Origin of the sequence: Chryseobacterium sp. IT-36CA2, from assembly GCF_949767875.1 — a bacterium.
Lineage (GTDB): Bacteria > Bacteroidota > Bacteroidia > Flavobacteriales > Weeksellaceae > Chryseobacterium.
Window position 1 is genome coordinate 98,236 of record NZ_CATKPG010000011.1, and the last position, 23,348, is coordinate 121,583.

Below are 23,348 nucleotides of genomic sequence, written 5' to 3' on the forward strand. Positions count from 1 at the left end.
AATGAGTGTGCAAAAATATGCATTTTTTTTATAATAACAAATAAAATCTGAAACAAATTAATTTAAAATTTGTTTTAAAGATTTATGCTTCAGTTTCCTCCGGTAGATCTTCATCTATTCCGTTGTCTACAACCATTTTTCTTGGCTGAAGGCGGTCGTTCATCAGTTCGCTGTATTCGCTTCTGTTCTTGAAAACTTTGATGGCTGTGAAGATCGCTTCTGTAAAACTCTGTTCATCCGCCACATTTTTTCCTGCAATATCATAAGCAACTCCATGATCCGGAGATGTTCTGATAAAAGGAAGTCCTGCCGTATAATTTACTCCTTCTTCATACGCAAGCGTTTTGAAAGGTGCCAGTCCCTGGTCATGGTACATCGCTAGAACAGCATCGAAATTTTTGTATTTACTAGGCTGGAAGAAGCTGTCTGCCGGGAAAGGACCGAATGCCAGTATTCCGTTATCAGAAAGTTCTTTGATTGCCGGGCTGATGATTTCAATTTCTTCATTTCCGATGACCCCGCCATCTCCTGCGTGAGGATTTAACCCCAACACTGCAATTTTAGGTTTTTGAATACAGAAATCTTCTATCAATGTCTGGTTTAATACTCTGATCTGTTTCTTTATTTTTTCCTTGGAAATATTTTCAGCAATCTGTGCAATAGGGATATGATGCGTAGAAACGGCTACTTTAAGATCTTCAGTAACAAGGAACATCAGTCCCTTTTTGTTGAATTTCTCTTCAAAATAGCCTGTATGTCCTGCATGCTTAAAGCCCATTTTTACCATTTCATCTTTGTTGATAGGAGCTGTTACCAGAACGTCAATATCTCCTTTCATCAAAGCTTCAGTAGCTGCCTCCAGGGAGTCTATCGCCATTTTCGTGGATTCTTCTGTAGGAACTCCCAACTCTACATTTACGTTTTCTTTAGTAAGGTTCACCATATTAAGCTTTCCTGCCTGAGCCTGCGAAGCTTCGTTAACATAGTTGAAATTAAGATTCAGCTTGAAAATATTTTTCTGATAAGTGAACAATTTTCCCGAACCAAAAATTACAGGAGTGAAAAAATCCGTAATAGTTTTGTCTTTCAGAGATTTCATAATGATCTCCGGGCCGATGCCATTGAAATCACCGATTGAAATTCCTACTCGTACTTTATGGTTTTTTGGGCTCATTTTGATTATCTTTGAAGATTATAATTTACAAATTTAGCAAAAAATAATATGTTCACAGGAATTATTGAAGCAGTTGGTGTTATTGAGAAGATTGAAGAAAAAGGAAGCAATATAGATTTTACCCTGACTTGCCCTTTTACAAACGAGCTTAAAATTGATCAGAGCCTTGCTCATAACGGTTGCTGCCTTACGGTTGTTGAAATAAAAGACAATCAATATGTGGTAACTGCGATCAACGAAACTCTTGAAAAAACCAACCTTGGAAAATGGGAATTGGGTACTGTTGTGAATCTTGAGCGATGCATGAAGATGGATGGAAGACTGGATGGTCATATCGTTCAGGGGCATGTTGATAAAACCGGTGAAGTAGTGGGAATTGAAAATAAAGACGGAAGCTATTTTATTACCATGAAATATGATAATGACGGAAGTTTTGTGACAGTGCCACGGGGTTCAATCACAGTAAACGGGATCAGTCTTACAGTGGCAAAAAGTGAAGACGCGCAGTTCTCTGTAGCCATTATTCCTTATACATGGGAATTTACCAATATGAAACATTTGAAAATTGGAGACAAAGTAAACCTGGAATTTGATATCATTGGTAAGTATATTGCTAGGTTAATTAAAAAGTAGAATGTCAATTAATAAGTATAAAGGATATAGCTTAAGGAACCGGGTCTTTTTTGGTTTCCTGCTGGTATGTTTTTTAAGTGTTGTAGCTACTTCACTTGTGCCGTACTTTGTGTTAAGGAATAATTCCATGCAGCAAAGTAATATTGACATGCAGGAGAAAACCAATGCTGTCATGCGGTATCTGGATTATGCAGTTAGCCAGACTCTTGTAGAAACGAAAGATCTTCCGAATGTTTTAGGCAATAAAATCTTTGAAATAGCAGATATCAACCAACATGATATTGTTATTTATGATCTGAAAGGTAATTATCTGCTCTCCAATAAAGACGAAGCTCTGGTTGAGCAGAAAACAATTCCCTTGGAGATTGTTAATAGAATTCTGGCTACTGATGCAAGAGTAGATATGGTCAGATATGATACTGCTAAAGATGCTAAGCTTACTTCTTCCTATCTTTTGTTGAAAAATAATGAGCTGGAGCCAGTAGGGATTGTTTATATTCCTTTATATCATAATGAATCTGCTTATCTGGATGTCCTTCACCAGTATGTAAAATATATTCTTTTAGTTGATATTTTCCTTATTCTGTTTAGTGTATGGATCAGCTGGGTGACTTCTAACAGTCTGGCGAAGACTATTACGAAATTCTCTGATATGATTACCCGTATTACATTGTTTGAAAATGAAATGCGTCCTATCAGATATTATAAAAATGATGAGCTTAATGCTTTAGCAAGAGCTTATAACAGAATGATTCTACAGATTCAGGATCAGAAAGAGAGGCTTAGGTTTAAGGCATCTGAAGAAGCCTGGAGAGAAATGGCGAAACAAGTTGCACATGAGGTGAAGAACCCACTGACTCCTATGAAGCTGACGATTCAGAATTTTGAAAGAAAATTTGATCCGGAAGATCCGAATATCAAAGAAAGAGTAAAACAGATGAGTAAAACTATCGTTGATCAAATTGACCTGATTGCAACGGTAGCTTCAGCTTTCTCGGAATTTGCGAAACTTCCTGAAAAAAATAATGAAGTAATCAATCTGAATACAGAAGTTGAAGATATTCTCCGTGTATTCAATGATGACAGTATCTTTATGCATGCTAATAAGAATAATATTATGATCAATATGGATAGAATTTATCTTTCCAGGATTATAACTAATCTTGTTACCAATGCAAAACAGGCAGAAAGTGATGAAAGGAAACTGATCATCAACGTAGATGTTGAACAGCATCAGAGAAGAGTGATTATTTCTGTTCAGGACAACGGAGTCGGAATTCCTGAAAATATGTACGAAAGAATTTTTGAACCGAATTTCACTTCTAAAAGCAGTGGAATGGGGCTTGGTCTGTCCATGGTGAGAAAGATGATTGAGGATTATAAAGGAGAGATCTCTGTAAAATCAGAAGTAGGGAAGGGATCCACATTCATAATTACGCTGCCTACCAATTTATAGTGAAGCCTTTTACATTTAAGCAATTTCAAATTCAGCAGTCTAAAGACGTCTTTCGTGTAGGAACAGACGGTGTTCTGCTTGGTGCTTTAGCTGATGTTGAACACGCTTCCAATGTTTTGGAAGTGGGTACGGGCACGGGATTGATTTCCTTAATGCTGGCACAAAGAAATACAAAGGCTCATTTTTTAGGACTGGATATTAATGGAGAAGCTTCTGTGCTCACCCAGCTTAATTTCAAAAATTCTCCTTTTCAAGCAAGGCTTAAAAATGCTTTTCAGGATTTTAAAACTTTCGAAACAGAAGAGCGTTTTGACTTGATTGTTTCCAATCCTCCTTACTTTGAAGAATCAGGATCAGAGAAGGATAAGGTGGCCCGCCAGACTGTGGAATTAAACTTTATGCAGCTAATATCCAAAGTATCACAACTTTTATCGGAAGATGGGATTTTTTCAGTCATTATTCCTGTTGAGGCAGGAGGTATTTTTATTTCAATAGGAACAGAAAATAATCTGTTTCTAAATCGAAGAGTCAATATCAAAGGAATTGAAAATTCAAAGACTAAAAGATTAGTTCTGGAGTTTTCCTCAAAAGAAAAAGAAATCAAAGAATCTGATTTTATTATAGAAAAAAGCCCGAGACAATACTCGGACCAATATCTTGAACTCACTAAAGAGTTTCATGTTTTTAAATAGAGAAGTTAGAAATTAGATTTTAAAAGCAGTTGCTTTCTCAATTTCTGATATTTAACTTTTATTCGAATAACTCAGATGTATCCAATACAGAAACTTTTCCGTCTTCACATCTGATGGCTTCACCAGGGAAGTTTTGAATCATATGATAATCGTGTGTTGCCATTACTACGGCAGCGCCATTTTCAAGGGCAACCTGCTTTAATAGCGTCATAATTTCGTTGGAAGTTTCAGGGTCAAGGTTTCCTGTAGGCTCATCTGCTAAGATAAGATCTGGGTGGTTAAGAAGGGCTCTTGCAATGGCAATACGCTGTTGTTCTCCTCCGGAAAGTTCGTGAGGCATTTTGTGCTTTTTGCTCTTCATGTTCACACTTCCCAAAACCTCGTTGATGCGGTCTTCCATTTTTACTTTATCGCTCCATCCTGTTGCTTCAAGAACGAATTTTAAGTTTTTCTCAACTGTTCTGTCTGAAAGTAACTGGAAATCCTGGAATACAATTCCTAGTTTTCTTCTTAAGTTTGGAATATCAGACGGTTTTAATTTTGCCAGATCAAATCCTACCACAGCTCCATGTCCTGATGCTAATGGAATGTGTCCGTAAAGTGTTTTCAGAAGTGAGCTTTTTCCGGAACCTGTTTTCCCGATAAGGTAGCAGAATCTACCTTTTTTAATGTTAAGATTCACATCAGAAAGTACAGTAAAGTTTTTTTGCGCAATCTTTGCACTTTGTAAACTTATAATATTGTCTCCGGCGATATTGGTATGTGGCATAATTTAATTTTAAAGACTGTTTCTAACAAAAATATTTCAACTTTTAAAAATAGAAAAAAGATGTTGATCTAGCCTAAATTTTAGTAAATTTTAACAACAAAAAATGCCTGAAAAGAGACTTCTCAAGCATGTTTTGTATATGATAATAAAAAGATTATCTCTTAGCGCGTGATGCACTTACAGTTAAACTCTTTCTGCCTTTAGCTCTTCTCGCAGCCAAAACTCTTCTTCCATTTGGCGTAGACATTCTTTCTCTGAAACCGTGTTTGTTTCTCTTTTTTCTTTCTGATGGCTGGAATGTTCTTTTACTCATTACTATATGTTTAAATCGTAATTAATCTATTAATTTTCAGGTTGCAAAGATATATAAATTTTTATAAGTTACAAACTTTATATATCTTTTTTTAAAATTAAATGGAATGTTTTTCGGCCGGATATTTACAAACCCTTATAGGAAAACCATTTTCCGGTGCAAAAATAATATTTAAATGATTTATATAAAAGCTCTATCTTTGAAAACTTTAATTTTAACGAAAAAAAAACACCGGATGTTTACACCAGCAGAACTTTTAGATATCAATACATTACTTACTCAAGATAGCAAAATCGTTATCCTTACCCATTATAATCCGGATGGAGATGCTATTGGTTCAAGCTTGGGATTGAAACATTATCTGAAAGCAAAAGGAATTCATGCAGAGGTGATCGTACCCAATGATTTTCCAAAATTTCTGAAATGGATGCCGGAGGCTAAAAAAGTTATTATTGCTGAATATAAAAGAAAGCTGGCTTCTGATATGATTGCTGGTGCAGATGTTATTTTCTGCCTGGATTTTAATTCTCCATCAAGAATCGGATTATTAGGTGATTGGTTGGTAAAAGCTCCGGGAAAGAAAATTCTTATCGATCACCACCAACAGCCGGAAAAATTTGATTTCGTTTATTCCGATACGGTAATCCCTGCCACTTCACAGATGATCTATCATTTTATTGAAGCAATGAATGATGAAAAACTGGTGAATCAGGATATGTCGGAATGTCTTTATACCGGAATTATGACCGATACAGGTGGTTTCCGTTTTCGTTCTACCAGTGCCACTACACACAGAATTATTGCTAATCTTATTGAACATGGTGCAGATCCTGCCATGATCACATCCAATACATGGGATACCAATACTGTTTCCCGTCTGCATTTGCTTGCTTTGGTTCTGGGAAGAATAGAAGTTGTAAATGACGGAACAGTAGCCGTTCTAAGTCTTACAAGAAACGAACTGAAAGAATTTGGCTTCCAGAAAGGAGATACTGAAGGTTTTGTCAATTATGGGTTGAGTATTGCCGGAGTGAAAATGTCTGCATTTTTCATGGAAGATCTGTATGAAGACTTCGTTAAAATTTCTTTCAGAAGTAAAGATGATGTGGATGTGAATCAATTCTCAAGAAAATATTTCAACGGTGGTGGGCACATTAACGCAGCCGGAGGAAAATCTTTAGATTCTTTAGCCGGAACTATTATCAATTTTAAAGAGAAAGTAAAAGAGGAAGGTTTGTAGGAGCTGAGTGGAGGACTATAAATTTTCCATATCTCAAATTCCTAAACACTTTTACGAAATCCTTTTTCTTCAAGTTCCTGGCAGGTATAATCGTATACCTGTTGAAACATTTCATCTATATATCTTTTGTTAAAAAGACTGTATTTAGTCATTTTGGGTGGATCTAAGAATATATTACAGAATTTCGCTTTTGAATACACGGATTTTGCGATGGCTAAGTGGAGAATCCGGTCGAATTCTTTCATCAGACTCATTTTGTTTAATTGATCATAGCTGATCGAGTTCACATGGGAGGCAATAAGAAAATTACATTTATCCATGATCGGTTCAATAGGAAGGTTATCCAGAACACCACCATCCACATAGATTTTCTCCCCCATCCTTACCGGAGGGAGAATGAAAGGTACGCTGGAAGAAGCCAGTAATGGCCCGAAAAGTTCTCCTTCAGAGAAGAAGTCTACAATGCCATGAGTCATCTCTGTTGCAGCAACGTACACAGGGATTTCCAAAATATTGAAATTGTCTTCCGGTAAATAATCTTTGAGCAATTTTAAAATAAAGTTGGAGCTAAAAATGCCATTTTTTGATAATTTTAAAGATGATCTTGAGAAAAATGAGGTCTGTCTTACAATTTCCATCATTTCATCCGGCGTTTTGCCAAAAGAATAAAAAGCACCAATAATAGATCCAGCACTGGTTCCGGAGATAATTTGCGGTTTCAGATTGTATTCTTCTAAAGCTTTCAGTACGGCAATATGAGCAATCCCACGCATTCCTCCGCCTGAAAGTGTAAGTCCGATAACCCGTGGTGCCGGTGGTTTCTTTTTTTTGAATGAAAATAAAGCCATTACGAAAATTATCCTCTACTAATATACAGGATTTTTTTGTTAAACACGACTTTAATCTGTTATGAAAACGATGTTATAAAACCAGTTTTTTAGGAAGGTTGTGAAGAAGTTCCGTGTTGATGATTTCAGCACAAATGCCAGGTTTTTCCCAATGGCCATTATGTCCGCAGTCCAGAATATAAGATTTGATATTTGTTCTGTCCGGAAGATGTTTTATCATCATATCGGTTTTTACAGTATTGTCATGTTTGCCGGCCAATACTAAGATTTTTGCTTCCAAGTTTTCCAGGATGTGTTTTTTATCAGTTCTTTCTACCATTCCTTTCACACAGGCTAGCGCACCCAGATTGTTGGTGGAAAGTGCCGTTTCAAGAGCGGTTTCTATTTTGCCTTCAAGGATATCCCTTTCATTGGGATTGAATAAATTGGGAATGCCAACTCTTGCATAATGGGCAAAAGCATCTTTTATGATTTTGTAGCTCTTGATTCGCTGCTGTTTTTTCTCCTCATCATCCGGAAAATAGGTAGAGAAAAATAAAGTAAGGCTTTTTAAAGAGTTGGGATATTTTTCAGCAAAAGCAAGGGAAGCATATCCTCCCATAGAATGGCCCAGAAGGTGAACTTTTTCTAAATGCTGATGATCTAAGACTTTTTTTACTTCCTCAGCCATCAGTTCCATGGTGTGAACATCTGCAAGAATTTCGGACTGCCCATGACCTGGAAGGTCAATTTTGAGCAATGAAAAATCTTTGGAAAGATGAGGTTCCATATCACTCCATATAGATAGATTTTCCATAAACCCATGAAGAAGTACCAAAGTTTCTTTTCCGTTTCCTTTTCTTTCAAAGTTTAGCATGATTCCAAAATTATAGAAGGTTAAAAATAGTGCAGTCAGTTATGTATTGCAAATCCGTTTCTCCTTTCAAATGTAAACAAAAAAGAGCATTTTTAAAATGCTCTTCGTTTTTTATTGAGTTAATTCCTTATAAACCTTTGTTTCCCAAGGTTTGATGTCTGTTACCCCATATCTTTCCTTTTTAGATATAGCAAGGTTGTCCAGCATGTCTACAAAATTTTTGTAATTGGCGTCGTCGGTTGGTTTTACAATAACTGTGAATTTTTCCTGAGCCGGAGCTTTTTGATAAGCTTCAGCAATGATCTTTGAGATTTTTATTCCACTGAAATCCGTTTCTCTGAGGTTTCCTGTATTCAGATCTTTCTGATTGCTCTGATGATAGAATACACGGTTGTCTTTTCCAAGAATAAAGGTAATCTGATTTTGATCTCCGATTACAGGAATATTTGTTGGATGGGGATTAGGATCTTTTGCTGGTAACCCCAGATCCATTACGTTAGGTTTTGTAAAATTAGTGGTGAACATAAAGAATGTGATGAGTAAGAATCCCAGATCTACCATTGGAGTCATGTCTACTCTGATCATTTTTTTCTTTTGTTTGCCGCCTTGTTTCTCTTGTGCGATTACTTCTGCCATGATTAAATTTTTTTAAATGTTAAACGGTGTTTGTTGAAAAATTCTTACAAAACGCATGCCTTGTTTACGGTATAATCAATAGATTCATGAATCTATTGATTGTTTTTATAATTAATTTTAAATATTCACGCTTCTTTTAATCTGTTTTTAAAAAAAATATATAATTATGACATTATTGGTTTGTGGAGTGTTGAGTTTTCAGGATCATCTTTGTCTGAGAATCTGCACAAAAAAACTCACACCAAAAAGTGTGAGTTTTTAAACGATATATAAATAATTTATTTGTTCTTTTTGTAGAAATTAACGCCGCATTCAAGGAATTTTTTGAAATCCTCTTTTGGCATATATCCTGAAACAGGCGTATTGATCACTTTTCCGTCCGGAGTTATTAAAACATAGTGAGGTTGAGAGTTATTATTAAAATTAACCTGTTGGAATAAACTCCATCTGTCACCAATTGTTTTTACTTTTTTAATCTGCCCGTCACCAAGGTCAATTTTAGTTTTTTGATCCTCAGGAAGTTCTTCTTTGTCATCTACGTATAGAGAAGCCAATACCACATCATTCTGTAGGATAGGTAAGATATCTGGTTCACTCCATACAAATTCCTCCATTTTTCTACAGTTTTCACACCCGTATCCGGTGAAGTCGATCAGGATGGGCTTATCTTCTTTTTTGGCCAGTTCTACTGCTTTGAAGAAATCGTGTTCCGGGTGCATTCCTAGAATTCCGTCTTTTTCATCATGGAAATAGCTTACGTTCAATGGAGGCAAAATTCCACTTAATAATTGAAGTTTCGGACGGTCAGAAGGGATTAAACCTTGAACCAGGTAGATCACAAAACCGATTCCCAATACGCCCAATATTTTTCTTGTGATAGAAATTTTAGGTTTTTTATCATCATGCGGGAATCTGATTAATCCTAACAAATATATTGCTAATCCTAATGCAATAATGATCCAGATCGCAATGAAAAGTTCTCTTTTTAGGAAGAATGTTTTAGATACAAGATCTGCTTTAGATAAGAATTTCAATGCTAATGCCAATTCTACGAAACCTAAAACTACTTTTACCGTATTCATCCATCCTCCGGATTTTGGAAGACTTTGTAATGCCTGCGGGAATAATGCCAGCAATCCAAAAATAATAGCCCACGCCAGCCCGAATCCTGCCAAAGCAAATGTCAACAGCATAGGAACGTTTGTAGAACCTGTTACTGCACTTCCCAATAAACTTCCTAAAATAGGTCCTGTACATGAGAAAGAAACAATCACCAATGTCAATGCCATGAAGAAAATTCCGATAATTCCTCCTGCTTCTTCAGCTTTAGAAGATTTGTTGGCTATTGAACTTGGTAACGTGATATCATAATACCCGAAGAAACTTCCGGCAAAGAATATGAATATAATGAAGAAGGCAATATTCAGCCATACACTGGTAGAAATCTCGTTGAAGATATTTCCGGCAATTCCATCAATAATATGGAAAGGGATACTCAATAAAACAAAGATCAGAAGAATGAAAAACCCATAAATAAGAGCATCTCTTTTTCCTTTTGCTTTGTTTTTACTTCCTTTTGTAAAGAATGAAACCGTTAGTGGAATCATCGGGAAAACGCAAGGCGTAAGCAAAGCGATTAACCCTCCGATAAACCCAAGGAATAAATACGTCCAATAATTTTCATCCACTTTCGTAGACGCTGTACCACAATCTGTCAATGGGTTTTTGAAATCAATCGTTTCAATTTTCAGCTTCTTAGGATCCAGTTTTGAAGTTTCTGTGATCGTAGCTTCTGTTTTTGCAGGATTTTCAGTAATCGTTTCTGTTGTTTTTACAGAATCTTTTGCTGGACCTGCTGTTTCCTCAGTGGCAACCTCTTCCGTAGCTCCTTTTGGCGTGACTTTTTGATTGAATTCTAATGTATTGGGAGCCAGACAAACTCTGTCGTCACACGTCTGATAAGTAATCTCAGAAGTGACATCTGCAGGTTTTGTAGGATCTTTTAATTTAAATTTTTGCTTAAATCCAGCTGAATTGGAGTAGAAAACAATTGTTCCTCCAAATGCTTCAGAAAATTCTTCATGTTTTTTACCTACTTCCGTGAATTTTCCGATCAATTCGATGTTCTTTCCTGTCACTTTATACTCAGTCGGAATTCCGGTATCTTCCGGTAAATCTTTTGAGTAAATATGCCATCCGCTTTCCATCGTGGCATTCAATACCGCTTCGTATTGATTGTTTCCAAGATCGTTGATGGTAAATTTAAATTTTACAGGATTTTTTATCTGTGCATTAATTCCTGTCGCTAAAAATAGTAGAATTAATAAAAACCAATTTCTAAATTTCATTGTTCCTTTCATTAAAAATTTTGAGACTCCACTTTGTCTTCTCATTCTTTGTATATCTTCCATTCTGTCTGAAAAAGGGTGATTCCAAGTAGGGAATCATTACTGTCAGTCAGTATCCAGATTTTTGCCTCGCTAAAATAGATAATTTTTCGTCCCTAAAAAACTTAGAAACTTTCTTTTTTTAAGCCTGATGTTTAAAATATTCCGTCTTCTGCCCTGATTGCAATAAAAGCATCATTTATTTAACCATTCAAAATGATTATTGATTTTGTGAATTCGGTTGATTTGGTATTATGATAAGAATTCTTCCAAGGCAAAAAACTTTATGAAAATCAATTCAGGTTTTTTACAATATCTTCTACAGATGCTCTCTTTTTATAGTCTGTATCAAAATGCCTCCATGTAATTTCCTTACCCTCGTTAACGATGAAGGTTGCCGATACAGGAAGTCTTCCGGAATTATCCGATCTGCTGTTGGAAAAATCCTCCTTTAATTTCGAGTTATAGAAATTAAGAGTTTCACTGTCGGGAGTATAAAGAACGTCAAATGCTTCTGCAATTTTATATCCTTCATCATATAAAACAGTGTAGTCTGTCTTTGTTTTGCTAATCGTCTTTTCTATAAATTCAGGTTTTTCAGGAGAGATGATAACCAGTCTTGCATTTTTCGACTTCAGTTCAGGAGCCAGATTTTGTAGGGTTTCAACATATTTGTTGCAGTAAGGACACCATTGTCCACGGATAAAAACAATCACCAGTTTTTTGTTTTCTTTTGATGAAGAAAATGTATTTCCCAAATGATCTTTTGCATTGAAATTATCAATTTTATCTCCTATCATCTTTCCTTTTACCTGATCTAACATTTTTCCGGATTGAGGCTTTCTTTTTTCCAGAACAGAGGATCCTACTCCTAAAAACTGTTCAGGATTATAATATCCGAAATCATACTGAACCAATTTTCCTTTTGAATCCAGAAATAAAAAAGAAGGATAGTTTACCACTTTAAATTCTTTCGCTAGGTTGATTCCTTCCTTTTCTGCGTCTATAGCAAGATTTACAAAATTTTTGTTGAACATCTCACCAATTTTAGGGTCAGTAAAGGTTTTTTTTGCCATGAGCTTACAAGGTCCGCACCAGGTTGTGTACAGATCAATGAAGATCAGTTTATTTTCTTTTGCTGCAATTTTTTTCGCAGCCTCTAAATCAATTTTCTGAAAATTGATACCCGTGCTTTGTGCATTAAATGAAATTCCTACTAGTATAAGAAGGCTCAATACGATTTTTTTGAACATATATTTCTTTTCTTATGATGTTCCCTGAAAAAGAAAAAAATCACCCATAAATTAAATAGATTTATGTAATTATTTGATTTTCAGATTGAAAAAATGCTTTTATTTTTAATCTTTTTGATTTGCTCTACACATTTATACTTTTGGTTCTGAGCATTATGCTTACTGGAATAATGATATTTGTCCTGGATTTCCTCAATACTTTTATTTTCAATAAAAATGTCATGGATCAGATTTTGACAATGTGAAGAGATAGACTTCATATAACCAACCAGCTTTTCCCAATAATATTTTTCATTTTCTATAGCAGCACTTATTTCCTGCTGATGTTCCATGAAATAACTTTCAGGAGATTCTATATAAAAATTTCTGTTTTTTAATTTCTTTAACCACAAATTTTTAACAATTCCAATGATATAATTTCCCAGACAGGTTTGAACCTTGAATTCATCGGCATTCAGTTTTTCATAAAGAATCAGCAGTGCATCCTGAAAAATGTCTTCTGCATCTTCCAGATTCCCTTTATTATTAAGAACGAATTTTTTGGTATAACCGAAGTACTGTTGGTATAAAATTCCAAAAGCTATATTGCTGTCTTTCTTAAAATCATCAACAGCTAACGAATTAGTTGTTCTTCTGTCCACTTTACAGTTATCTTTTTTTGAGTAGTTCTGTCTGCCTGGTATCTGCGATCCTGTCTAAAGGGGATGACTCCCAAAATATGGTTTCCGGAGTCACATAATAACCATATTTTTTCCCTGGCCAAAGCAGATAATTTTTCGTCCCTAAAAAATTTAGAAACTTTCTTTTTCCCTGAAAACCCTGTAGGATAAAATTCATCTCCATCCTGCTGTCTTCTTAAAAGGAGTGGAAACTGAAGCTTTTCAGCATCGAAATCCCATTCAAATCCTTTATTAATTTCGTCAATGTTTTCAATATCATCTACGAGATTGATGCTGATCTGGTTTTCGGAAAAATCAAAATGTTCAATCAGTAATACTTCTTCTTTACTTTCCTTTTTGTCATTTTTATCAATAAAAATTAATTCATTGCGATTGACAATCAACTGATATTCTTTTGAGAAAAAAGAACTGTTGTTTTCTGCTTTAAAAATTTTGGGGATTTCTTCCTCCTGATTGAAACCGTATTTTTTTAAGATTTCAAATTTTACGAAATCGCTTTCCTCATCCAGCTTTTCCTTTGATAGAATTTTACAGTCTTTGTTAAATATTGTAAGACGATTTTCTATTTCCTGAATCTGTTCCTGAACAAAATCTTTGGTTTGATTCATCAACACAGAACTCTTTCTGAAGTTTTCCAGAAAGTGATCATTGGTTTCCATCAGCATGGGAACAATCTCATTTCTAATCTTATTCCTTAGATAATCATTTTTTTTATTCGAAAGATCTTCCCGGAATTCAATCGTATTCTGCTCAGCAAACTGATAAATTTCTCTTTTTGAAAAACTTAAAAGGGGACGAAGAATATGATTGTCATTCGATGGAATCCCGCTTAGTCCATTGATACCGGCAGCTTTGGAAAGATTGATGATAAAAGTCTCCAGCTGATCATTCAGATGATGGGCTGTAACGAGAAACTTCAGCTTTTCTTTTTCCTGAACTTGTTTAAAAAAGGCATAGCGAAGTTCTCTTGCCCAGAGCTGAATAGAGTTTTCTGGTTTCTGATCTTTTTCCGAAACTTCATACAGATGAAATTTTATATGATTTTTCTCACAAAAATCCTGTACTGTTTTCTGATCCAGATCCGAATCATTGCCACGAAGTTTATAATTGATATGAGCTACCTGAAACCGGAACTTATAATCTTTAATTTCATGCCCGAAATCCCTGAACAAAGAGGCTAAAACCATAGAGTCGGCACCTCCGCTTACTGCCAGAAGATAGGTGTGATTTTCCGGCTCGTGAACGAGATTTTTTAATTGATTGATAAAGGTTAATTTTTTCAACATATATGTTGAGAATTTCTTTTATGCAAAGATAACCGATATAATTCAATTGAATTTCCCTAACTTTGAGTAGTCTAAAAATGATTATTTATGAAGATTTTAAAAGTTTTAGCAGTTTCTGCAATGGCGCTGGGGATGACATCTTGTGTCAGCAAAAAGCAGTATGATGCTTTGAGTTCCAACTATAAGCAGTGTATTGAAAACATTGGAGAAAGACAGAGAGAAATTCAGGATTTGAAATCTCAGAACTCTGCATTGACAGGTGAAAATAACTTGCTGAAAAGCCAGCATGATGCTTTAAAATCATCCCTTGATGCGTGTCTTTCCAATACAGGAAAAAGTTCTGCTAATATTGATAAACTGGTAGGAGAAATCAATGCTTCCAATTCTTATATCAAGCAATTGATCTCCAATAATGCTAAGAATGACAGCTTAAACCTTGCATTGTCTAACAAATTGAAGAGATCTTTGGATAATGTTTCTGATGAAGATGTACAGGTAAAAGTATTGAAAGGAGTGGTAATGATCTCTCTTTCTGATAAAATGTTATACAAAACAGGTGACTACAACATTTTGCCTGCAGCTCAGGAGGTGTTAGGTAAAGTAGCGAAAGTAATCAACGATTACGACAAATATTCAGTATTAATTGAAGGTAATACAGATAACGCTCCGTTGAATTCTCCAAATCTTCCAAGAGACAACTGGGATCTTTCTGCATTAAGAGGTACTTCTGTTGCTAAAGTTCTTCAGACTCAGTTTGGAGTAGATCCGGCAAGAATTACAGCTGGTGGACGTTCTGAGTACAACCCTAAAGCGACTAATATGAGCGTTTCAGGTAGAGGAGAAAACAGAAGAACAGAAATTATCATTATGCCTAAACTGGATGAGTTTATGAAACTGATGGATATTGCTCCTAAGAAATAATCACTAAAACATATATCATAATAAATCCCGAAGCAATTCGGGATTTATTTTTTTATGAGTTAATATGTTTCGGTATATATTGAGTTGATAGTTTTTTCTTTGATGAAGTGACGGCCTTTTTAGCGGGTTGTTCAAAATAGAAATTAGTGATATTCCATACAATCATAATGGCCGAAAAGTAATATAAATTGAGAACGAGTGCAATGCCTATATGCATGAAAACAGTTAGGAAAAGCCATGTTTTCTGGGTTGGCTTATACCAGATGAAAATCGGATAGCACATTTCAATAATAATGGTACTCCATCCGATGAGGCTTAAAATGTAAGAGTGTTCTATCAGCCAGCTGAAATCAATATTCAGATCTCTGTTAGAGTAGGGAAGATGAATGGCTTTCCAGATAGATTCTCCGTTCCACCAGTTGAACCCTAATGCTTTATCCAATCCGGAAAAGAAATAAGCAATAGAAATATGAATCTGAAATAATCTTTTCACCGGAGTAATATTTATAGGTCCGGGTTTTCTGTTGAAAATAAAATTTCTCAGTGAAAAATGCTGATCAGCATGGAAAAGAATCAGATAAAATAAAGACATGCTTGTGAAAAAATCTGCACCATAAGCAAAGAAAGAACTTCCCTTAAGTAATGCGATCTGTAGCATAAGCAAAAAAACTGCAGAAATTCTGGAATAAAATCCGGTAATAACAAATACACACAGTACAATAAATGATACTTTGGTAATCATAATTGTTGTAGTTTCTTCAATTCCAAAAGTTTGTAAAAAGCTGACAATTTTTGAGAAGGTAATCAGCCAGTCAGGAGTGAAAACACTCATGATATCCTGTGGAATGATACTGCTGCTAGAAAATAATTTGTCAAAATCTGGCAATACTGCAGTAAACTGTAAGAGGATAACGATTCCTATGGCAACCCGGAAGAAGCTTAAGAACTCTGCCTGGTTATCCTGTTTGAAAAAGAAGTTTTCAATTTTAGTGTAGAATGCATTCAGCTTTTTCATCACTTTATTATTTAAATTCATCAATGAGAATAAGATTTTCATTCGTTTTTTCCTGTTTGAAATTGGCAATTGTAGGGTAGTCATACAGATAAAGTTTAGTGGTGACACTGGCTGCTTTCGGATTTTCCTTCATGACATGTGCTGCAATCTGTCTGATAATAATATCCAGATATTGATAATACTTTTTGTCGTATTTATTCTTGTCAGAAATTTTATCCAAAAACATATTAAATACAGTGGTATATCTCACTCTGCTCTCCTTGTTCTTAAAATAAGGAAGGTTTTTCTGTTCCAGGATATTTCCATTTTGATCTTTTAGTTCAAAACTCATGACAAAATCGCTGGCAACATTCGGTGCGTAGAAACCATATCCCGTATCAAAACCAGTGTAAGAAGTAAATATGTTGACAGGCTTTGACTGGGTAATGTCTTCAGCAATACTATAGGCCAGTGGTTTTTCATAGTTTTTGTCTTCATAATAAAAACCATAATATCCATCAAATGTTCCTTTCAGACCTATAATAAAGACTACCAGCAGGATCATGAAAATTCCGGATAACTGAAGCTTTCTTTTCATGGCAAAAGATTTAAGAAAAGGCTGTCTTCGGACTAAAAACAGCCTTTTGTGATTATTTGTAATTCATCAATACACTGTTCAGTTTTACATTGATTCTGGGATCAATAGCTGTATTGACTTTGTAAGATTTTATGATCACATTGGTAAGATTTCTTCTTCCCATGGTTGGCGGGCAGATGGTGTATTCTTCAGCACCTCTTACTGTTAATTTACTTAAAGAGGCAATGTCCTTCTGGCTTAATAATGCTGCATTAGTAGCAACCTGGTTGTTTTGAATAGCATAATAGTCTGCTCCTAATTCTTTAGCTCCGTATTTTTTCAGAATTCCTTCCACTTTTGCTCTTAAATCTCCGTATTTGTTCCAATCGATGTTGGCTTTCATAAGACATCCGCGGATCACATACTGTCTGTTGATTTTGTAAATAATAAAATTAGTTCCCAAACTGTTCTGGTGAAGTTTCTGTAGGCTTAATAAATTCTTCATGTCTTCATCAGAAATTTTTTTCACATCTTTTAGAATGTAATTGTTGTCTACAATGTAATTGCCTTTTTCTTTATAAAAAGACATCTCCTGAGGCTTTAGTTGGGAAAAAATCATAACAAGTCCCACTATTGCTCCAATTAATAATAAAGTCTTTGTTTTCATGTGGATGTTTTTAAAATATCCCTACTCTGTTTTAGGATTTTCGGGTTCCTCCTTTGTTTGAATGTTTCATGGTTGAAAAACTTATATCAAAGGTAGAAGCATATGAGCAGTTGAATGCAGGTGTTTTTCCTGTTTTTTGTGAGGATTTTGACTTTTGAAGATGAAATTTTAATCAGGATTTCCTAGATATAATAGCTGTTAGTGGAAATTTCAAGCGATAGAAAAGTGCTTAAATAACGAATTTAAATAAAGGCTTGTAGAAATGAAATTTGATTGAATATTGGGAAAAGAATGTTCCCGGATGAGATACAGTTACTAAGCTTTAAAGCAAAAATAAATCCCGAAGGTGGCCGGGATTTATTTTTTAATCAAATTAATTCTTCCTTTTTCAAGAGAGAAATAATTCGTTGCAAAAATGAAGTGGATATTTCTTTCTTAGTTTTTGCTGCAGAAGCATCAGCTCTACCTCTCGGTATGACTGTTGTGCGATTCTCATGGTTAGTTTGTGTCTCTCCTGCAATCATCTTGTTTCTCTTAGTGTTTTTACCCCTTATTCTTATTGCAAACATATAACTAATACCACAAAAATAACACCCGTATTTTCACGGTATTTTATATGGGGTTTTCACTGGTGTAAATGGAATTTTGAATTTTATAAATAAATTATATGGTTGCAATGCGTTGATTAATAAAAGAATATGTATATTTAAATCTCTATAAAAGGAAATAAAAAAAGAGGTGTCCGAAAATCTAAAGAGTAGGAAATTAATACTAAACTAAAATTATTATGAAAAATTTAAAAAAACTTTCAAGAGAAGCAATGAAAACTGTACAAGGTGCTATTAATGGGTGTAATCCACAGATATTTTGTACTAGCCCACAAACAAAGTGTTGCCCAGGATGGGTTTGTGCTGGTATAAGACAATATTGTATAGCCGTATAATAATTTTTTAGAGCCAATACACATATATGGAAGAGAGATTAATTTCTCTCTTTTTTTGTATCTTCTTTTGGATTTAAAAAGTAGCTTTAAAATCCTTAAATTTGCTTAAATTAAAATGGTATGAGTTTTTTTGAAGAAAAGAATCCTGAAATGGATAGATATTTGGAAGCACACGCTTCTTCGGAATCCGAAATTCTGAAAAAGCTGAGAAGAGAGACTTACCAGAAGACGACACAGCCTCATATGATTTCCGGTTATCAGCAGGGAAGACTATTGACAATTATCTCCCAAATGCTGCAGCCGAAAAGCATTCTTGAAATAGGAACATTTACAGGATATGCTACCTTATGCCTGGCATCAGGATTGGCAAAAGACGGAAAAATCACTACGCTGGATGTTAATGAAGACCTTGCCTATTTGCCGAAAAAATATTTTGAGTCAAGCGAATATGCCAGTCAGATTGATTTTAAACTTCAGGATGCCAAGGAATATTTAAAAGAAACGGATGAATTTTTTGATCTGATTTTTGTAGATGCTGATAAAGAAAATTACGCCGAATATTTTAGACTTATCAAACCCCATACAAAATCCGGAACCGTAATTATGTTTGATAATGTACTGTGGTATGGAAAAGTATTGGAAGAAAACCCAAAGCTGAAATCTACCCAGTCTATACAGGAATTAAATGATTTGGCAGCAAAAGATGATGATTTTGAAAATCTTATTCTACCTTTGCGTGATGGAGTCAACTTTCTGCGAAGAAAGTAATTAAAATATCCAAAGATTATAGCATTTAAAGAGAGTATAGTTCATATTTTTTCTTTAAATTATTCAATCTTTAAATTGAGAGTTAATGAATAAAGGAATTTGTATTGTTACAGTAGCGCCGGTTCGTGCAGAAAATTCTGACAGAGCTGAAATTGTTACGGAAATATTGTTTGGAGAAAGTGCCGATATTTTGGAAGTAGATAAAAACTGGACCAAAATAAAAATGCACTATGATGGTTATGAAGGATGGATGGATACCAAACAGTTGAAACCAGTGACAGATGAAGATCTGGCCAAAAGAAAAGTTACTGTCGTTACTGAAGATTTTTCTTCTGTACTCATGAATGATGGGAAAACTTTACTTTCAATGGGTTCCGAAGTGGAATTTCCGGTGGTTGCTTCCAGAAGAAGTCATGATGTACGGGAAAGTATCGCTCTAACGGCAAAAGAGTTCCTTAATGTGCCCTATCTGTGGGGAGGTAAAAGTTTTTTTGCAGTAGACTGCTCCGGATTTACTCAATTGGTTTATAAAATTCATAATATAAAAATACCCAGAGATGCTTCACAGCAGGCTGAGGTAGGAGAAGCACTCACTTTTGTAGAAGAGACGCAGCCGGGTGACCTTGCTTTCTTTGAAAATGCAGAAGGAAAAATTATCCACGTAGGAATTATGTTGGACAATCAAAAGATCATCCATGCTTCCGGAAAAGTAAGAATTGATACGCTGGATTCCACAGGGATTTTCAATAAAGAAATGAATAAACACACTCATAAACTGAGAGTGCTGAAAAGCGTAATTTAATTCTCATTAAATCTTATCTGAAATGGAAAATATTCTCTTTACAATTTTTGATATTTTTAATTTTGGATGGGTCGCTTTTCTATGGTGGTTTACCTTCAAAAACTATAACACTCTGCCAGAGAGAATTCCTGTGCATTTTGATATGGAAGGGAAAGCTGATGGATTTGGTGGAAGAATGTATGCCTTTCTGATGCCTGTATTAGCTTTGGGATTATATGCTCTATTCGTTTATGGGATGAGACATCCAGAAGATACTAATTTCCCCGTAGAAATTACAGAACAGAATATGAATGCTCAGTTTTTAGTTATGAAAATCGGATTGAGAATTCTTTTTATGATATTGGCAGTCATTTTTACGAATATCCAGGACTATATGTTTAGATATGCTTTAGATGATAAAGCAAAACCAAGGATTTCATTAGCTACAATCTTTTTGTCAGTCGTGTTATTTACTCCTGCATTACTTTTTATTGCCTATCTATTTAAATGATACATTCTAAAGAAAATTCAGAACATTATATCTGGGGAAACCAATGTGACAGCTGGATTCTTAAAAATACGCATCAATTATCTATAAAGCAGGAGAAGATGCCTGCGGGAACTTCAGAAAAACTTCACTATCATAAAGTGGCAGAACAGTTTTTTTATATGCTGAAAGGAGTTGCGGTATTTTACACCAATGAAGAGAAATTTTTTGTTAACCAGGGAGAGTCTATTTCTATACAGCCCGGATCAAAACATTTTATCTCCAATGAATCTACTGAAGAAATCGAGTTTTTAGTCATATCCAATCCTTCTACGGATCATGACAGAATTGAAATTAAAGAATAATTAAAATGGCTTTTCTCTACAATATATTTATCAGTCTCCTTACTTTCGGAATGAAAGTTTTCGCATTAATTCATGATAAAACTAAAAAAGGCGTTGAAGGGAGAGGGCAGTCTTTGGATAAAGTGAAATCTGCATTTTCAAATACAGATAAAGTGATCTGGATGCACGCAGCCAGCCTTGGTGAATATGAGCAGGGCTTACCTGTTCTGGAAAAGCTTAAAGAGAAATTTCCTCAACACAAAGTACTTGTAACATTCTTTTCCCCATCAGGATATGAAAATGTAATTAAAAAGAAACATATTGCAGATGTGATGTGTTATCTGCCATTCGATAAAAAAAGAACTGTAAAGGAATTTATAGATCAGTTTAATACTGAACTATTTTTTACGGTTAAATATGATTATTGGTACAACCTCCTTGCTGAATTAAAAAATCAAAAGACAAAGGTCTATGTGATTTCTGCTCTTTTTTATGAAAGACAATCTTTCTTTACTTCCTATGGAAAATGGTTTGTGAAGCAGCTTCAGAAAAATGTAGACTGGTTTTTTCATCAGACTCAGTTTTCATTAGCTTTGGCGAAAAGTGTAGGATTAATAAAGTCTTCTGTAACGGGAGATACAAGATTTGACAGGGTAAAACAGCTTCGCGAACGGGATAATCATGTAGACTTCATTGCAGACTTCATCGGAGATAATAAAGCTGTTGTTTTCGGAAGTTCATGGCAGGCAGAAGAGAAAATAGCAGAAGTGGTTTCCCGCAAAAATAATACGGTGAAACTTATCATAGCTCCTCATGATTTGAAAAGAGTAGAGCATTTGAAAAATATATTTCCAGACGCTTTATTGTATAGCGAAATCCAAAGTACTCCATCGCCAACTTTCAATTCTCAAATTCTGATTATAGACAGTATCGGTTTACTATCAAAACTATATTCTTATGCAGATGCAGCTGTTGTAGGAGGTGGGTTTCACGATGCAGGGCTTCACAATATTCTGGAAGCAGCAACCTTTGGAGTTCCTGTGATCTTTGGAAATCATTATAAAAAGAATCCGGAAGCAGATGATCTGATTGCTGCCAATGGTGGAAAGTCTTTCCCTGACGAATATACAGCCTCAGAATTCGTTTTATTTCTTATGAATGAAGAGAATAGAGAAGAACTTGAAGAAATGTCTCAAAATGCAGGAAAATTCGTGGATGAAAAACCTGATTCTACCAAAATGATTCTTCAGAAGATTTTAGCGTAAATATCCCTGACTTTTCATTTCCTTCATGAGCTGATCTATGTTTTCAGGAATCCTGTCACATTCCAGCCAGCTAATATCAAGACCATTGTTGGTACATAGCTTTTGAAGATAATGATTCTCTGAGATTTTCTTTTGGGTGTCACGAAGGTATTCATCAATTTCCATCCAGTAATCTTCATCCAGTTTTTTTATCAGAATTAATGATTTGAAGACCTTATTGATCATATAAATATAAAGCTTGTAAACATTGTCAAACCTTTGTCTACTAAGATCTCCGTTGTTTTCCAATACCTTGTTGACAAGAAGAAGATTCAGAGAAACTTCCCCGAATTTATCCGTAGTTATTTTTACATGTTCTGTAATTTCAGCACTTATTTTTCGAACAGTAGACAGGAAATACTTGGCATTTCCTACATATTTTGAAGCCAAAAGAACCTGTTCCTCCACATGTTCTTCCATAGCATTTCTTTTATCATCTGTAGTTTCGGGATCAATGAGTTCAAAGTAAAGCTTTTTAGATAACAATTTGTCCTTTCTCAGGAGTCTGAAAATAAGTTTGTCTTTATCGGAACCGGAAAAAGCACTCAGAGCAGCTTTGAACTCTTTAGAATATTCCATTAATTGAAAATTTTCGAATATTTCAGGAATCCGTTTAACGCCCAGTTAGCCGTGTAATACAACGATTTTACTGTGGAGAATCCCATGAAATCTTTATAAACAAGATATTGATCTTTGATGATGTTTTTTTTGTTTCTGGAAACACTGTTTTCACGCATCCTGTATTTGGCCATTGTCTTTTTTACGGGAATCCCTTCAGGAATTACTTTTAAAAGGTTTAACCACATCACATGATCTTCACGTTTGCTTTTTACAGGAAACAGAAATTTTCCTACTCTTTTGGTATCATACATGGTAGAAACCGGTGCCAGACGGCATGTCTTCAGAAGATTGGAGAATGTAACCACCTTATCTGCCAGAAAATCTTTCAGAATAGGCTGAAGCTGTTCATTACATCTTGAATAATTACAATACACCAGTTCCACGTTGTGTTCCTGCATATAACCCGTCATGGTTTCCAGATATTCCGGATACCAATAGTCGTCAGAATCCAGAAAAGCAATATATCTTCCCTGAGCTCTTTCAAGGCTGTTATTTCTTGCATTTCCGGCACCGCCGTTTTTCTCCAATACCTGTAGTTTTATTCTGGGATCATTATATTTCTTAATGATTTCTACAGTATTGTCTTTGGAGAGGTCATCAGTAATCAGCCATTCCCAATTTTCATAGGTTTGGTTAAGAACAGACTGTATGGTTTCCTCGATAAATTCTGCGGAATTGTAGCAAGGTGTTATAATGGAGACAAGATCTTTCATTTATG

Annotated in this window: 27 protein-coding genes; 12 read left to right on the top strand and 15 right to left on the bottom strand. The window is 35.0% G+C overall.

All coding sequences use genetic code 11. The features are described from left to right. Positions 1 to 82: 82 nt before the first annotated feature. Positions 83 to 1,174, bottom strand: coding sequence for a 4-hydroxythreonine-4-phosphate dehydrogenase PdxA (gene pdxA / locus ACM6F9_RS01270; RefSeq protein ID WP_129037608.1), 1,092 nt, complete (start codon positions 1,172 to 1,174; stop codon positions 83 to 85). A 48-nt stretch (positions 1,175 to 1,222) separates the two neighbouring features. Here pdxA and ACM6F9_RS01275 point away from each other — a divergent pair, with 48 nt between their 5' ends. Genes ACM6F9_RS01275 through ACM6F9_RS01285 form a run of 3 tightly spaced genes read left to right on the top strand, consistent with a single transcriptional unit; the run spans position 1,223 to position 3,955 of the window. After that, positions 1,223 to 1,807, top strand: coding sequence for a riboflavin synthase (locus ACM6F9_RS01275; protein ID WP_414844059.1), 585 nt, complete (start codon positions 1,223 to 1,225; stop codon positions 1,805 to 1,807). A 1-nt stretch (position 1,808) separates the two neighbouring features. After that, positions 1,809 to 3,263 carry an ATP-binding protein gene (locus ACM6F9_RS01280; RefSeq protein WP_414844060.1) on the top strand — a complete coding sequence of 485 codons (1,455 nt, stop codon included), beginning with the start codon at positions 1,809 to 1,811 and terminating at the stop codon, positions 3,261 to 3,263. Next, positions 3,263 to 3,955, top strand: a complete 693-nt coding sequence (locus ACM6F9_RS01285) for a tRNA1(Val) (adenine(37)-N6)-methyltransferase (RefSeq protein WP_414844061.1) — start codon at positions 3,263 to 3,265, stop codon at positions 3,953 to 3,955. Before ACM6F9_RS01280 ends, ACM6F9_RS01285 begins: the two co-directional genes overlap by 1 nt. 58 nt (positions 3,956 to 4,013) lie before the next feature. On the opposite strand, the gene ACM6F9_RS01290 is transcribed toward ACM6F9_RS01285, so the two are convergent. Then, the gene (locus tag ACM6F9_RS01290) at positions 4,014 to 4,724 is read right to left on the bottom strand and encodes a cell division ATP-binding protein FtsE (RefSeq protein ID WP_105701182.1); all 711 of its coding nucleotides are present in this window, start codon (positions 4,722 to 4,724) and stop codon (positions 4,014 to 4,016) included. 154 nt (positions 4,725 to 4,878) lie between these two features. Beyond that, positions 4,879 to 5,037 (bottom strand): 50S ribosomal protein L34, encoded by a 159-nt coding sequence (gene rpmH, locus ACM6F9_RS01295; protein ID WP_040997588.1) that lies wholly within the window; start codon positions 5,035 to 5,037, stop codon positions 4,879 to 4,881. Between the two features lie 235 nt (positions 5,038 to 5,272). On the opposite strand from rpmH, the gene ACM6F9_RS01300 reads away from it, so the two are divergent. Next, positions 5,273 to 6,277 (top strand): DHH family phosphoesterase, encoded by a 1,005-nt coding sequence (locus ACM6F9_RS01300; RefSeq protein WP_414844062.1) that lies wholly within the window; start codon positions 5,273 to 5,275, stop codon positions 6,275 to 6,277. Between the two features lie 41 nt (positions 6,278 to 6,318). Here ACM6F9_RS01300 and ACM6F9_RS01305 read toward each other — a convergent pair whose 3' ends face one another. The 7 genes from ACM6F9_RS01305 to tilS form a co-directional block, all read right to left on the bottom strand. Further along, positions 6,319 to 7,125: a patatin-like phospholipase family protein gene (locus ACM6F9_RS01305; RefSeq protein WP_414844063.1), complete on the bottom strand. Its 807-nt coding sequence runs from the start codon at positions 7,123 to 7,125 to the stop codon at positions 6,319 to 6,321. Positions 7,126 to 7,198: 73 nt separating this feature from the next. After that, the gene (locus ACM6F9_RS01310; protein WP_414844064.1) at positions 7,199 to 7,981 is read right to left on the bottom strand and encodes an alpha/beta fold hydrolase; all 783 of its coding nucleotides are present in this window, start codon (positions 7,979 to 7,981) and stop codon (positions 7,199 to 7,201) included. A gap of 111 nt (positions 7,982 to 8,092) precedes the next feature. Then, positions 8,093 to 8,617: a biopolymer transporter ExbD gene (locus tag ACM6F9_RS01315; RefSeq protein WP_414844065.1), complete on the bottom strand. Its 525-nt coding sequence runs from the start codon at positions 8,615 to 8,617 to the stop codon at positions 8,093 to 8,095. 278 nt (positions 8,618 to 8,895) lie between these two features. Continuing rightward, a complete protein-coding gene (locus ACM6F9_RS01320) occupies positions 8,896 to 10,965 on the bottom strand; it encodes a cytochrome c biogenesis protein CcdA (RefSeq protein WP_414844066.1) in 2,070 nt (689 codons plus the stop codon). 332 nt (positions 10,966 to 11,297) lie between these two features. Further along, positions 11,298 to 12,257: a redoxin domain-containing protein gene (locus ACM6F9_RS01325; protein WP_414844067.1), complete on the bottom strand. Its 960-nt coding sequence runs from the start codon at positions 12,255 to 12,257 to the stop codon at positions 11,298 to 11,300. Between the two features lie 80 nt (positions 12,258 to 12,337). Next, positions 12,338 to 12,898, bottom strand: coding sequence for an RNA polymerase sigma factor (locus ACM6F9_RS01330; protein ID WP_414844068.1), 561 nt, complete (start codon positions 12,896 to 12,898; stop codon positions 12,338 to 12,340). Further along, positions 12,871 to 14,223: a tRNA lysidine(34) synthetase TilS gene (gene tilS, locus ACM6F9_RS01335; RefSeq protein WP_414844069.1), complete on the bottom strand. Its 1,353-nt coding sequence runs from the start codon at positions 14,221 to 14,223 to the stop codon at positions 12,871 to 12,873. Before tilS ends, ACM6F9_RS01330 begins: the two co-directional genes overlap by 28 nt. Positions 14,224 to 14,310: 87 nt before the next feature. On the opposite strand from tilS, the gene ACM6F9_RS01340 reads away from it, so the two are divergent. Continuing rightward, complete coding sequence (locus ACM6F9_RS01340) at positions 14,311 to 15,144, top strand: OmpA family protein (protein ID WP_414844070.1); 834 nt, start codon at positions 14,311 to 14,313, stop codon at positions 15,142 to 15,144. 52 nt (positions 15,145 to 15,196) lie between these two features. On the opposite strand, the gene ACM6F9_RS01345 is transcribed toward ACM6F9_RS01340, so the two are convergent. From ACM6F9_RS01345 to ACM6F9_RS01355, 3 genes are read right to left on the bottom strand one after another with little or no spacing between them, the layout of a single operon-like run. Then, the gene (locus tag ACM6F9_RS01345; RefSeq protein WP_414844071.1) at positions 15,197 to 16,159 is read right to left on the bottom strand and encodes a hypothetical protein; all 963 of its coding nucleotides are present in this window, start codon (positions 16,157 to 16,159) and stop codon (positions 15,197 to 15,199) included. Positions 16,160 to 16,166: 7 nt separating this feature from the next. Further along, positions 16,167 to 16,736 (bottom strand): hypothetical protein, encoded by a 570-nt coding sequence (locus ACM6F9_RS01350; RefSeq protein ID WP_414844072.1) that lies wholly within the window; start codon positions 16,734 to 16,736, stop codon positions 16,167 to 16,169. 52 nt (positions 16,737 to 16,788) lie between these two features. Then, positions 16,789 to 17,382, bottom strand: coding sequence for a hypothetical protein (locus ACM6F9_RS01355; RefSeq protein WP_414844073.1), 594 nt, complete (start codon positions 17,380 to 17,382; stop codon positions 16,789 to 16,791). Positions 17,383 to 17,655: 273 nt separating this feature from the next. Here ACM6F9_RS01355 and ACM6F9_RS01360 point away from each other — a divergent pair, with 273 nt between their 5' ends. From ACM6F9_RS01360 to ACM6F9_RS01390, 7 genes are all read left to right on the top strand, one after another. Continuing rightward, entirely contained in the window at positions 17,656 to 17,955 is a 300-nt protein-coding gene (locus ACM6F9_RS01360; protein WP_414844074.1) for a hypothetical protein, read from the top strand. A gap of 214 nt (positions 17,956 to 18,169) precedes the next feature. Then, positions 18,170 to 18,325 (top strand): CCPGW family putative bacteriocin, encoded by a 156-nt coding sequence (locus tag ACM6F9_RS01365; protein WP_410493401.1) that lies wholly within the window; start codon positions 18,170 to 18,172, stop codon positions 18,323 to 18,325. 120 nt (positions 18,326 to 18,445) lie between these two features. Then, on the top strand, positions 18,446 to 19,093 hold the full coding sequence (locus ACM6F9_RS01370; RefSeq protein ID WP_414844075.1) for an O-methyltransferase: 648 nt from the start codon (positions 18,446 to 18,448) through the stop codon (positions 19,091 to 19,093). A gap of 85 nt (positions 19,094 to 19,178) precedes the next feature. Continuing rightward, a complete protein-coding gene (locus ACM6F9_RS01375; RefSeq protein WP_414844076.1) occupies positions 19,179 to 19,895 on the top strand; it encodes an NlpC/P60 family protein in 717 nt (238 codons plus the stop codon). A 22-nt stretch (positions 19,896 to 19,917) separates the two neighbouring features. Next, a complete protein-coding gene (locus ACM6F9_RS01380) occupies positions 19,918 to 20,385 on the top strand; it encodes a DUF1648 domain-containing protein (protein WP_414844077.1) in 468 nt (155 codons plus the stop codon). Continuing rightward, a complete protein-coding gene (locus ACM6F9_RS01385; protein ID WP_414844078.1) occupies positions 20,382 to 20,726 on the top strand; it encodes a cupin domain-containing protein in 345 nt (114 codons plus the stop codon). Before ACM6F9_RS01380 ends, ACM6F9_RS01385 begins: the two co-directional genes overlap by 4 nt. 5 nt (positions 20,727 to 20,731) lie before the next feature. After that, complete coding sequence (locus ACM6F9_RS01390) at positions 20,732 to 21,970, top strand: 3-deoxy-D-manno-octulosonic acid transferase (RefSeq protein ID WP_414844079.1); 1,239 nt, start codon at positions 20,732 to 20,734, stop codon at positions 21,968 to 21,970. On the opposite strand, the gene ACM6F9_RS01395 is transcribed toward ACM6F9_RS01390, so the two are convergent. Both ACM6F9_RS01395 and ACM6F9_RS01400 read right to left on the bottom strand, forming a co-directional pair. Continuing rightward, positions 21,962 to 22,588 carry a deoxyuridine 5'-triphosphate nucleotidohydrolase gene (locus ACM6F9_RS01395; protein ID WP_414844080.1) on the bottom strand — a complete coding sequence of 209 codons (627 nt, stop codon included), beginning with the start codon at positions 22,586 to 22,588 and terminating at the stop codon, positions 21,962 to 21,964. The two genes, ACM6F9_RS01390 and ACM6F9_RS01395, sit on opposite strands and share 9 nt — an antisense overlap. After that, a complete protein-coding gene (locus ACM6F9_RS01400; protein ID WP_414844081.1) occupies positions 22,588 to 23,343 on the bottom strand; it encodes a glycosyltransferase family 2 protein in 756 nt (251 codons plus the stop codon). Before ACM6F9_RS01400 ends, ACM6F9_RS01395 begins: the two co-directional genes overlap by 1 nt. Positions 23,344 to 23,348: the final 5 nt, after the last annotated feature.